Origin of the sequence: Mammaliicoccus lentus (assembly GCF_002902755.1) — a bacterium.
Classification (GTDB): domain Bacteria; phylum Bacillota; class Bacilli; order Staphylococcales; family Staphylococcaceae; genus Mammaliicoccus; species Mammaliicoccus lentus.
Genome location: NZ_PPRS01000001.1, coordinates 80,226 through 92,616 on the forward strand (window position 1 = coordinate 80,226; position 12,391 = coordinate 92,616).

General features: G+C 31.6%; 11 protein-coding genes and 1 pseudogene. 11 read left to right on the forward strand and 1 reads right to left on the reverse strand.

What is annotated here, in order from left to right:
* The first annotated feature begins 10 nt into the window (after positions 1–10).
* The 9 genes from CD135_RS00385 to gyrA all read left to right on the forward strand — a co-directional run bounded on the left by CD135_RS00385 (position 11) and on the right by gyrA (position 9,796).
* Positions 11–250 carry a helix-turn-helix transcriptional regulator gene (locus CD135_RS00385; RefSeq protein ID WP_103268572.1) on the forward strand — a complete coding sequence of 80 codons (240 nt, stop codon included), beginning with the start codon at positions 11–13 and terminating at the stop codon, positions 248–250.
* Positions 251–254: 4 nt separating this feature from the next.
* Positions 255–1,154: an ABC transporter ATP-binding protein gene (locus CD135_RS00390; protein ID WP_103268573.1), complete on the forward strand. Its 900-nt coding sequence runs from the start codon at positions 255–257 to the stop codon at positions 1,152–1,154.
* On the forward strand, positions 1,147–2,397 hold the full coding sequence (locus tag CD135_RS00395; RefSeq protein ID WP_103268574.1) for an ABC transporter permease: 1,251 nt from the start codon (positions 1,147–1,149) through the stop codon (positions 2,395–2,397). The genes CD135_RS00390 and CD135_RS00395 overlap by 8 nt, the downstream gene beginning before the upstream one ends.
* Positions 2,398–2,521: 124 nt before the next feature.
* Positions 2,522–3,259, forward strand: coding sequence for a DsbA family protein (locus CD135_RS00400; protein ID WP_103268575.1), 738 nt, complete (start codon positions 2,522–2,524; stop codon positions 3,257–3,259).
* Positions 3,260–3,268: 9 nt separating this feature from the next.
* Positions 3,269–3,682: a disulfide oxidoreductase gene (locus CD135_RS00405; RefSeq protein ID WP_064204299.1), complete on the forward strand. Its 414-nt coding sequence runs from the start codon at positions 3,269–3,271 to the stop codon at positions 3,680–3,682.
* Positions 3,683–3,877: 195 nt separating this feature from the next.
* On the forward strand, positions 3,878–4,099 hold the full coding sequence (gene yaaA, locus CD135_RS00410; protein WP_016999178.1) for a S4 domain-containing protein YaaA: 222 nt from the start codon (positions 3,878–3,880) through the stop codon (positions 4,097–4,099).
* A 2-nt stretch (positions 4,100–4,101) separates the two neighbouring features.
* Positions 4,102–5,217: a DNA replication/repair protein RecF gene (recF, locus tag CD135_RS00415; protein WP_103268576.1), complete on the forward strand. Its 1,116-nt coding sequence runs from the start codon at positions 4,102–4,104 to the stop codon at positions 5,215–5,217.
* 22 nt (positions 5,218–5,239) lie between these two features.
* Complete coding sequence (gyrB, locus tag CD135_RS00420) at positions 5,240–7,162, forward strand: DNA topoisomerase (ATP-hydrolyzing) subunit B (protein WP_103268577.1); 1,923 nt, start codon at positions 5,240–5,242, stop codon at positions 7,160–7,162.
* A gap of 33 nt (positions 7,163–7,195) precedes the next feature.
* Positions 7,196–9,796 (forward strand): DNA gyrase subunit A, encoded by a 2,601-nt coding sequence (gene gyrA / locus CD135_RS00425; protein WP_103268578.1) that lies wholly within the window; start codon positions 7,196–7,198, stop codon positions 9,794–9,796.
* 73 nt (positions 9,797–9,869) lie between these two features.
* On the opposite strand, the gene CD135_RS00430 is transcribed toward gyrA, so the two are convergent.
* Positions 9,870–10,682, reverse strand: a complete 813-nt coding sequence (locus tag CD135_RS00430) for an NAD(P)H-hydrate dehydratase (RefSeq protein ID WP_064204303.1) — start codon at positions 10,680–10,682, stop codon at positions 9,870–9,872.
* Positions 10,683–11,285: 603 nt separating this feature from the next.
* Here CD135_RS00430 and CD135_RS00435 point away from each other — a divergent pair.
* Both CD135_RS00435 and CD135_RS00440 read left to right on the forward strand, forming a co-directional pair.
* A complete protein-coding gene (locus CD135_RS00435) occupies positions 11,286–11,459 on the forward strand; it encodes a LysR family transcriptional regulator (protein ID WP_103268579.1) in 174 nt (57 codons plus the stop codon).
* Between the two features lie 204 nt (positions 11,460–11,663).
* Positions 11,664–12,075 (forward strand): annotated as a pseudogene (locus CD135_RS00440) (carboxymuconolactone decarboxylase family protein).
* Positions 12,076–12,391: the final 316 nt, after the last annotated feature.

Sequence of the window (12,391 nt, forward strand, 5' to 3'; positions counted from 1 at the left end):
AAGTGATTAATTGAAAAACAGGGTTTATGAATTTAGAACTGAAAGAAAAATGACTCAAAGTGAATTATCTCGATTAGTCAATGTGTCGAGACAAACAATTAATTCAATTGAACGTTATAAATTCAATCCAACTTTAGTGTTGGCACATAAACTTTCACAAGTGTTTAACGTAACGATTGATGAATTATTCATCTTTGAAGATGACGAGAATATCTCACAAGCGGATATTAAATCTAGTAAAAAGGAGTAAACTTATGACATTAATTATCGAAAATGTATCTAAGAAGTTTAATGACTTTAATGCAGTGCAAGATGTCAGTTTAGAAGTACCGAAAGGAACAATGTATGGCTTTTTAGGTGGGAATGGTGCTGGTAAAACAACTACTTTCCGCATGATTTTAGGCTTACTACCTAAAACAACTGGGGTTGTGAAATTTAATGATAAACCGATTGATTACAAAATGACTAATAAAATCGGCTATTTACCAGAAGAAAGAGGCTTGCATCCAAAATTAAAAGTATTTGAAGAAATTAGATATTTAGCAGAATTAAAAGGCATGAATAAAAAAGACATTGATCAAGAACTTGATTATTGGCTAAAAAGATTTGATGCATTTGAAAATAAAGATAGAAAAATAGACGCTCTATCTAAAGGTAATCAACAAAAAGTACAACTTATAGCAGCTATCATACATAAACCTGAGTTGCTTATATTAGACGAACCATTTAGTGGTTTAGACCCAGTAAACGTTGAATTATTAAAATCAGCTGTTAAAGAATTAAAAGAACGCGGCACAACGATTATATTCAGCTCACACAGAATGGAACATGTTGAAGAACTTTGTGATTATATATGTATTATGAGTAAAGGAAAAGCAGTTGTTTCTGGTTCTCTTGATAAAGTGAAAGATGACTTTGGCAAAAAAGATATATACATTGAGGGGAATCATGATTTTTCATTCTTAAAAGATTTCGAGGGAATTGAAGCATTTGAGAATACGAAAAAAGGCGTTAAAATCAGAATTACTGATGAAAGATATGCTGAAGAAATATATAATCAAGCAATTAAACTTGGTTATCTTAAACGATTCCAAGTTGCTGAGCCATCTCTGAATGATATCTTTATAGCTAAGGTTGGTGATCAACATGAATAAGTTTTGGCCTACATTTAATTTAACGTACTTACAAAAAGTAAAAAGTAAATCATTTATTATTATGACTGCATTATTTATGCTATTAATCTTTGCATTAAGTAATGTGGATAAAATTGTCGATTTCTTTGATAATAGTTCCAAAACAGTTGCAATTCAAACAGATAACGAAATGATTTATAAAGGGTTAGAAAAACAATATAAACAAGATGATGATGTAGAAAAAGTTGAAAAAGTATCACTGGAAAAAGGAAAAAAAGGTGTGGAAGATGATAAATACGACCGCCTTATTCAAGTTGAAATAAAAAATGAAAAATTAAATGGCACAATTTATGAAAAAGGTTCAGTTGATGAAAATGAGAAAATGACTTTACAAACAACATTAAGTCAAATGCAATCATCGTTAACTGCTCAAAAATTAGATTTATCAGAGAAAGACTTACAGGCACTTGATACGCCAAGTGATGTACAAACTAAAGAAATTAAGTCAAAAGATGACGAAAAACAATCAAGTGATGTTAAACCGAAAGTACAAGCTTTAAATATAGCTATCGTTTACATCATCCTATTCTTATCATTTTTCATTACGTTGAATTATGCGAATCAAATCGGTACAGAAATTGCTACTGAGAAGACTACTAGAGTTATCGAGATGATTGTGACGAGCGTTAAACCATCTATTCATGTCGCAGCTAAAATATTATCTGTGATAGCAGTAGCTTTTACACAAATATTCTTTATTATTTTAGCCATTGTAATTAGCATATTTGCTTTTGATTTAAAAGGCTTATTTGATGCAGTCGGTGTGGAATTTGGTCCTGAGACTACAAGAATCATCGTATATGGGCTTGTTTTCTTAATTATAGGGGTAATTACCTATATTACTTTAGCGGCTATTCTAGGGGCTTTAACGAGCCGTATAGAAGATTTAGCACAATCGATGATGCCAGTAACATTTATTTCTTTAGCTGGTTTTTATATTGCTATGTTTAGTATTGGAACTCCAGATACTATGCTTGTTAAGATAACAAGCTTCGTACCACTGTTATCGCCAATGGTTATGTTGCTTAGAACAATTTCTGACACTACGCCAGAGTGGCATATATTATTAGGTATTCTTATTTCAATTGTAACTTGTATCCTTTTATTAATATTCGCTGCAAAAACTTATCGAGGCAGTGTGTTAACTTATGATAAAGGACTTATTAAAAACTTTAAAAATGCATTAAACATGACTAAAAATTAATTCATTATAAAAAGTGCTATACATTTGTCACAAAACCTTAATGTTTTTTTACAGAAGCGTGTAGAATTTATGTAAGCGATAGTATAAAATTTATATTATCATTAAAAGAGATTGAGGGATTAAAATGGCAAACAAAAATAGTAATAGCAATATTATATTTCTTATGATTGCAATTCTAATTATAGTTGCGGGTATTGTTATGCTTGTCGTGTTCGGTGGAAGCGGAGATGACAAAGAAAAAGATAGTCTCTTCGAAAGAACAGTTAAAGCTAAAGATTTATCTAAAGACACAAAAAATAATCCAACCCATAAAAAGGGTGATGCCAAAGTGCAAATTGTAGAGTTTGGAGATTACAAATGTCCAGCATGTAAAGCATTTGAAACAAATTTTATGGATAAAATTGAAAAAGATTATATTGATAAAGGCGAAGTAGAATATAGATTTGTTAATGCACCGTTCCATGGTGAAGGTTCTGAACTTGGCGCAGCTTCAGCACATGCTGTGAATAAAGTTGCACCTTATGCATACTGGAACTACCACAGAGCTTTATTTGAAGCGCAACCTGACGATCACGATATGCAAGGTGATGATGAATGGTTAACACAATCTGTAGTGAAAAAAGCCGTCAATGGATTAGATATTGATAAAGATAAAAAAGAACAAATTATGAAATTAGTTAAAGATCGTAATTCAGAATCATACAAACAAATGAATAGTGATGCAGATTTAACGAAAAAATATGATGTCGACATAACACCGACAGTTGTTGTTGATGGTAAAGTATTATCAGATCCAATGGATTATGACAAAATTTCTGAAGCTATAGATAAAGCTATCGAAAAGAAAAATAAATCAAATTAGGTGGTCAATTTGAAACAACAATACGGACTTTTTATTTCCTGGGTAATAGCTTTAGTTGCAACTTTAGGTAGCTTATATTTCAGTGAAATACGTGGTTTTATACCTTGTACGCTATGCTGGTATCAACGTATATGCATGTACCCATTGGTGTTAATTACAGGTATTGGCTCATTTCAAAATGATTATTCTGTTAAAAAAATTGCATTATCAATTTCTTTAATTGGACTATGTATTTCGACATGGCATTATTTAGAACAAAAAGTACCTGGCTTTGCAGAAATCAAACCATGTACCCAAGGTGTACCTTGCTCATCTGAATATATAAATGTCTTTGGATTTATTACAATTCCATTTTTAGCAGGTCTTGCATTTTTATTGGTTAGTTTGATATTAATTTTTACTAAAAAAGATAAAACAATATAATACTAAGGCTGTCCCATTGTCTTTTGACTTTGTGGATAGCCTTTTTATTTTAAATATTAGCGTATTGTTTTTTCTTTTATATTTTAATTTTTTATAGATTTATTTTTGATTTAATGAATTGTACCTAAAAACATGATTTTTTAGTGAAAAAAAGGTATAATATAGAGATGACTAATTAAGATTGGAGTGAAGATAATGGTACAAGATATCTCAGTTGAAGACGAAATTACTTTAGGGCAATTCCTAAAAAATGAAGGCGTCATTGGAACGGGTGGTCAAGCTAAATGGTTCCTCCAAGATGAAGAAGTACTGATTAATGGCGAACGTGAGACACGTCGTGGAAAGAAATTACATGATGGTGACTTAATTGAAATTCCTTCTGAAGGTCAATTTCGCATCAATCATCTAAGTGAATAGATATGATATTAAGAGAACTTAATTTAACCCATTATAGAAATTATAACAAGTGTACACTTCAATTTAATCCAAATGTTAATATTTTGATTGGCGAAAATGCCCAAGGTAAGACAAATTTATTAGAATCAATCTATACTTTAGCGTTAGCAAAAAGCCATAGAACATCGAATGATAAAGAACTCATACAGTTTGGGGAAGAGTATGGTAAAATAGAAGGTGAACTTAGTTATCGTCATGGAAAAATGCCAATTTCTTTAATCATCACAAAGAAAGGCAAAAAGGCGAAAGTCAATCATCTAGAACAAAGTAGATTAACGCAATATATTGGTCACTTAAATGTGGTACTGTTTGCACCAGAAGATTTGAATATAGTTAAAGGTAGTCCGCAAATTAGACGGCGTTTTATAGATATGGAACTCGGTCAGATGTCTGCGGTTTATTTAAGTCATTTATCAAATTATCAAAGATTACTTAAACAGAAAAACCATTACCTTAAACAATTGCAAATTGGCAAAATGAAAGATCGTACAATGCTTGAAGTATTTAACGAACAATTTTCAGAAGAAGCTGCAAACGTCACATTGAAGCGGGCGCATTTTATAAGTGAGTTAGAGAAGATTGCTGCAGTAATTCACAAAGGAATTACAAGTCAAAACGAAGAACTAAAGGTTCAATATGAACCTAATATTAAACTTGCTGAAACGCATCATAATCAACAAGATTTGAAAGATGCTTTTTGTAAATTATTAAATGAATCTATGGATAAAGAAATAGAGCGTGGAAGTGCTAGATATGGTCCACATCGAGATGATATCAGTTTTCATGTTAACGATATGAATGTTCAAACTTATGGCTCACAAGGACAACAACGTACGACTGCATTATCTATCAAGCTAGCTGAAATAGAATTGATTAATCAAGTAGTTGGTGAATATCCAATTTTATTATTAGACGATGTATTGAGTGAACTTGATGATAAACGACAAACTCATTTATTAAGTACGATCCAAGAAAAGGTCCAAACTTTTGTAACGACTACGTCCGTAGATGGTATAGAACATGAAATCATGAAAGATGCCAAGGTATTTAACGTATCTAAAGGCAATATTATTGAGTAGATGAAAGTGAAGGTGGAAATACGTGTCAGAACAAAATAACGAAGTAAGTTATGGTGCAGATCAGATACAAGTATTAGAAGGCTTAGAGGCAGTCCGTAAACGCCCTGGTATGTATATTGGTTCTACAGCATCAAGAGGTTTACATCATCTTGTATGGGAAATCGTTGATAACAGTATCGACGAAGCTTTAGCAGGTTATGCTGATCATATAGAACTTATAATAGAAAAGGATAACTGGGTTAAAGTAACAGATAACGGTAGAGGTATTCCAGTAGATATTCAAGAGAAAATGGGACGACCTGCTGTTGAAGTTATATTAACAGTATTGCATGCTGGTGGTAAATTTGGCGGTGGCGGATACAAAGTATCTGGTGGACTACACGGCGTGGGTTCATCTGTCGTAAACGCACTATCTTCTCAACTAGAAGTTTACGTACACCTTAATAACAAAATATATCATCAAGCATATAAAAGAGGTATTCCTCAATTCGACTTAAAAGTTATTGGTGAAACAGATTACACTGGTACGGCAATTCGCTTTAAAGCAGATGAAGAAATTTTCACAGAAACAACTGAATATGAATACGACATTCTACAAAAACGTATTCGTGAGTTAGCCTTTTTAAATAAAGGTATACAAATTTCGATTAGAGACGAAAGAGACGATGAAAATATACTCGAAGATTCTTATTACTACGAAGGTGGTATTAAGTCTTACGTTGAATTATTAAATAAATCAAAAGAAGTTTTATTTGATGATCCAATTTACATTCATGATACTAAAGAGGATGTAGAAGTCGAAATCTCAATTCAATATAATAGCGGTTTTGCGACTAACTTACTGACTTATGCTAACAACATCCACACTTATGAAGGTGGTACGCATGAAGATGGATTTAAACGAGCATTAACAAGAGTGATTAATAGTTATGGTACTAAGAATAAACTTCTTAAAGATGGAGAAGAAAAGCTTTCAGGTGAAGACGTTCGAGAAGGTCTTACTGCTGTTGTTTCTATCAAGCATAGTGACCCACAATTCGAAGGTCAAACAAAAACAAAACTAGGTAACTCTGAAGTGCGTCAAATTGTTGATAAACTATTCTCAGAGCTATTTGAAAGATTTTTACTTGAAAATCCAAATGTAGCTAGAATCATTGTAGATAAAGGTATTATGGCGTCAAGAGCTCGTCTAGCAGCGAAAAAAGCAAGAGAAGTAACAAGACGTAAATCAGCATTAGAAGTTTCAAGTCTACCAGGTAAACTTGCAGACTGTTCAAGTAAAAAACCAGATGAATGTGAATTATACATCGTTGAGGGTGACTCTGCCGGTGGGTCTGCTAAATTAGGTCGTGACTCTAGAACACAAGCTATTTTACCTTTACGTGGTAAAATCTTGAACGTTGAAAAAGCACGTCTTGATAAAATACTTGGAAATAATGAAATACGCTCTATGATTACTGGACTAGGTACTGGTATTGGTGGAGAATTTGATATTAGTAAAGCTAGATATCATAAATTAGTTATCATGACTGATGCTGACGTAGATGGTGCGCATATTAGAACATTGTTATTAACGTTCTTCTATAGATTCATGAGACCGTTAATTGAAGCGGGATATGTTTATATTGCACAACCACCTTTATATAAAGTAGAACAAGGTAAAAAGAAATATTACGTATTTAACGATAGAGAATTAGATAAATTAAAAGAAGAGTTAAGCTCAACACCTAAACTGTCTATAGCACGTTATAAAGGTCTTGGAGAAATGAATGCAGATCAATTGTGGGAAACAACAATGAATCCTGAAAATCGTTCAATGCTTCAAGTAACACTAACAGATGCGATAGAAGCTGACGAAACGTTTGAAATGCTTATGGGAGATATTGTTGAGTTTCGTCGTCAATTTATTGAAGAAAATGCTGAATACGCAACGTTAGATATTTAAAGCACAATTTACGATTTAAGGAGGATATAATTAATGGCTGAAACACCTCAATCAAGAGTGAGTGAACGTAACATCAGTAGAGAAATGAAAGAGTCATTTTTAGATTATGCAATGAGTGTTATTGTATCTCGTGCTCTACCTGATGTTAGAGATGGCTTAAAACCTGTTCATAGACGTATATTGTATGGTATGAACGATCAAGGTATGACCTCAGACAAACCATATAAAAAATCTGCACGTATCGTTGGTGACGTAATGGGTAAATATCACCCACACGGTGACTCATCTATTTATGAAGCAATGGTACGTATGGCGCAAGACTTCAGTTATCGTTATCCATTAGTAGATGGTCAAGGTAACTTTGGTTCAATGGACGGTGACGGTGCTGCTGCAATGCGTTATACAGAAGCACGTATGGCTAAAATAACAAGTGAATTATTAAGAGATATTAATAAAGATACAATTGATTTCCAAGATAACTATGATGGTAATGAGAGAGAGCCGGTAGTCTTACCAGCTAGATTCCCTAACTTGTTAGTGAATGGTACATCAGGTATTGCAGTTGGTATGGCTACAAATATTCCACCGCATAACTTGAACGAAGTAATAGACGGCGTTCTTGCGCTAAGTCATAATCCAGAAATTACAACAAATGAATTAATGGATATCGTTCAAGGTCCTGACTTCCCAACTGCTGGTTTAATTATGGGTAGAAGCGGAATAAGACGTGCTTACGAAACAGGCCGTGGCTCAGTTTTAATGAGAGCTCGTGCTGAAATTGATGTAATGAAAAACGGTAAAGAACGCATTATTGTTACAGAAGTTCCTTACCAAGTAAATAAAGCAAGATTGATTGAAAAAATTGCAGAATTAGCACGCGATAAAAAAATCGAAGGCATTACAGAATTAAGAGATGAAACAAGCTTAAAAGTTGGTCTTCGTATTGTTATTGAAGTTAGAAAAGATGCTAATGCGAATGTTATATTAAATAACTTATATAAACAAACACCATTACAAACTTCATTCGGTGTAAACATGATTGCACTTGTTAACGGTAAACCTAAACTATTAGGCTTACGTTCTGTAATATATCATTATTTAGAACACCAAAAAGAAGTTGTAACTAGACGTACGAAATATAACTTGAAAAAAGCTCAAGATAGAGCGCATATTCTCGAAGGTTTACGTATTGCATTAGATCATATTGATGAAATTATTAAATTGATTCGTGAATCTCAAAGCGATGCAGAAGCAATGGAAGGCTTGCAAAATCGTTTCAAATTATCTGAACGACAAGCACAAGCCATTCTAGATATGCGTCTACGTCGATTAACAGGATTAGAGCGCGGTAAGATTGAAAGTGAATATCAAGATTTACTAAAACTTATCGAAGAACTTAAAGAAATCTTAAATGACGAAGAAAAATTACTAGAAATTATTAGAGAAGAAATCATTGAGATTAAAGAAAAATATGGTGATGAAAGACGTACTGAAATAACTGCTGCAGGCCTTGATCAAATTGAAGATGAAGACTTAATACCTGAAGAACAGATTGTTATTTCATTAAGTCATAACAACTATATTAAACGATTACCTGTATCCACTTATCGCTCTCAAAATAGAGGTGGACGTGGTGTACAAGGAATGAATACAATCGAAGATGATTTCGTTAGCCAGTTAGTAACTTCAAGTACACATGATAATGTATTATTCTTTACGAATAAAGGTCGTGTCTACAAGCTAAAAGGCTATGAAATTCCTGAAATGTCTAGACAGTCTAAAGGCTTACCAATCGTCAATGCTTTAGAAATTGATAAAGATGAAAAAATCAGTACAATGATAGCAGTTAAAGATCTATCTAGTGAAGAAGACTTCCTAGTATTTGCTACGAAAAAAGGTACTGTAAAACGTTCTAAACTATCGAATTTCTCTCGTATTAACAAAAACGGTAAGATTGCGATTAACTTTAAAGAAGACGACGAGTTGATTGCGGTTAGACTAACGGATGGTACGAAAGAGATTATTATCGGAACGAAACATGCTTCATTAATCCGATTTGATGAAACGAAACTACGCCCATTAGGTAGAACTGCTGCAGGCGTTAGAGGTATTTCATTAAGAGAAAATGATGAAGTAATTGGATTAGACGTTACCGACGAAGAAGAACAAGATGAGATTTTAATCGTCACTGAAAATGGTTATGGTAAACGTACTGCTGCTGACCAATATCGAATTTCTAACAGAGGTGGTAAAGGTATTAAGACTGCCACTTTAACAGAGAAAAACGGTAGTCTAGTATGTATTACGACTGTGACAGGTGACGAAGACTTAATGATTGTCACAAATTCAGGTGTCATTATTAGGTTACATGTCGCTGATATTTCTCAAAATGGTCGTAGCGCTCAAGGTGTTAGATTAATTCGTCTAGGTGAAAACCAACAAGTTGCAACAGTTGCAAAAGTTGAACCAGATGAAAATGAAATAGCAGAGTCTCCAATTGAAGGTGTACTAGAAGAAACTTTAGATACACCAGCAACAGAGAATACAAATGAAAAAGAAGAACTAAGAGAAGACTTCATGGATCGTGTAAACGAAGATATTGAAAAACAAGACGATGAAGACGACGAAGAATAATAAATAAATTACTCCCTCCTAATAGTCACTATTATTATAGTGAAGTTTTAGGAGGGAGTATTTTTTATATGTTTTATTCTGTTTCGAATGATTTCATAGCATAAGGAATTTCATCTATAAGTTTAGATGGTGGGACGATGTACATATCTTTAGAAAGTTTTTCACCTATATAGCTATGCATATAAGTAGCATTGATAACCGCTTCTTCTAAATCAAACTGTCCTACAAAACTTGTTATCATCCCTGCTAAAGTATCACCCATACCACCAGTTGCCATAGCAGGTGTACCTATAGATAATTTATATTCATGATCTTTAAAGTATAATTCCGTACCATGTTGTTTCAAGACGACAGTAGCATTTAATGCTTTGACTGCTTCTTTATTTCTCTCATAAGTTTGTTCTTCGATTGGTATATTACTGAGTCTTTCCCATTCTTTTTGATGGGGCGTAAAGATAATTTCACATTCTGGTAAAGTATGATTTAATTTACTCAATATCGTAATAGCATCACCATCAATAATTAACGTTTGATGAGGCTGAATATTTTGGAATAAAAACGTTAAAGTATTATTGCCTTTAAAATCTAAGCCGAGTCCAGGTCCAATCAAAATACAATCTGATTGTTCTATTAATTTAGAGAGTTTTTTCAAGTCAGTTATATCTGAAACCATTGCTTCAGGACAACGTGAATGTAAAGCAGCAAAGTTTGATGAATGTGTAGAAACTGTAATTAAACCACTTCCACTAAATACACAAGCTCTTGCAGCTAACATAATAGCGCCACCTAAATTAGCATTTCCACCAATTAATAAAATCCTACCATAATCGCCTTTGTGAGATTCCTGCTCTCTTTTTGGAATTGTAACAGACGAAATTGTTTTCATAATTAACCCACCTTCAATTAATTGTACGATTTATTATGCCACTTTAATTATGAATTTAACAGTATATTCTATTAAATTTAACATTATGATACTAGTATAACCAAAAGAAACAAACTAAATTTCTATAAAAAAAGCGATATAAGCAACGTAATTGATAATAATTTGATCTAAAATATTTGTAGATTTATCATTAACAATTAAGTAGAGAATAATCAAATAATTTTTGAATATCGACAATTGATTTTTTGGAATTGACCTCTATATAAATGGGAATTTATTTAGAATTATAGCTATTTTAGACATCAATAAACAAGTGTGCTTCAATATATTTTTTAAAACATGAATCTGTGTATGATTTTATAATATAACATAGTATTTTTTATTAATATGAGGAGATACTACTTCTCCCCTTGATAATTTAATTTTTCGCTCTTTCAAATCAATATTTATAATAGAATGTGAGATGTTTGTAAGTGTATTTTTATAGTTTTAATTCTGCACTTATTCTTTCGACATAATTAGTTTATACTAATATTTAATAAATAAAATGAATTGGTATACTAATATCTATAATATTGAGTAATGATATAGAGGTGAACTAATTTGGAAATTCGTCAATTTAATTATTTTATGACAGTTACTAAATTAGGAAGTTTTACACAAGATTCAGAAGAATTACGTATTTCACAATCTGCATTAAGTAAAACAATTATGTCATTTGAAATAGAATTAGAATTAGGAATGGAATTAATGTGCTTCCTATATTGTGGGAAATAGTTATTATAGTTAAAAAAGAAAGCATCGTTTTTATGCAACTCAAGCATTTATTGACTACATTTTATAAAACGGCTAGTAATTACTTATAAATCTTAATTATAGACCTTATAATATATATTTAACTAATAAATTAAATGATAGTATAGTATTTATTGTTCAGAAATAAATATTGTAAATGAAAAATAATATGTGGAGGCTTAAATAATGGAAAGTAATAGATGTCAACAAGGTATAAGTAAATTAATGGAATTTACAACAACAACTGGATCAATGCATTTAAAAATAACTGAAGATATGAAAGACATCACACCAGATGTATCAAAATATATAATAGAATTTGCATATGGTGATATTTATTCAAATAAGGGATTAACGAACTAAGAACGTGTCTTAGTATCAATATCTTCTCTTATTAGACAAGGTGCAGGGCCACAATTAGAATTACATATAAATACAGCATTAACTTCTGGAGTTACAGTAGAAGAAATTATAGAAACAATTACTCAGTTAATACCTACCATATACTGTTTTTCCACGTGTGTTAAATGTACTAACTATGGCTCAAAAAGTATTTTCTTATAAAAATATTACTATAGATGCTTCTAAGGTAGAGTAATTATGAAAATATAATATTACAATACATTAAATATTTTTAATGGTAATTTAATAAAAACTCTATTTCTAGGCTATTAATATCTTATATTTAATAGAGATAAACAAGCAGTCTAGTATTTCTTAATATTATATAAAATTATTTAATCAATATATTTTGAAAAATGAGTAAGTATTACTAAGTTTATTTGAAGTTATTTAAATAATTGTATTGATAAAAATCAGGGAATTAAAATATTAATACATTTTTAAAGAAATTATAGAAGATAATCATATTGATCTTAAAATGAAAAAATACTTTTTAGCAATTTAACTTATAT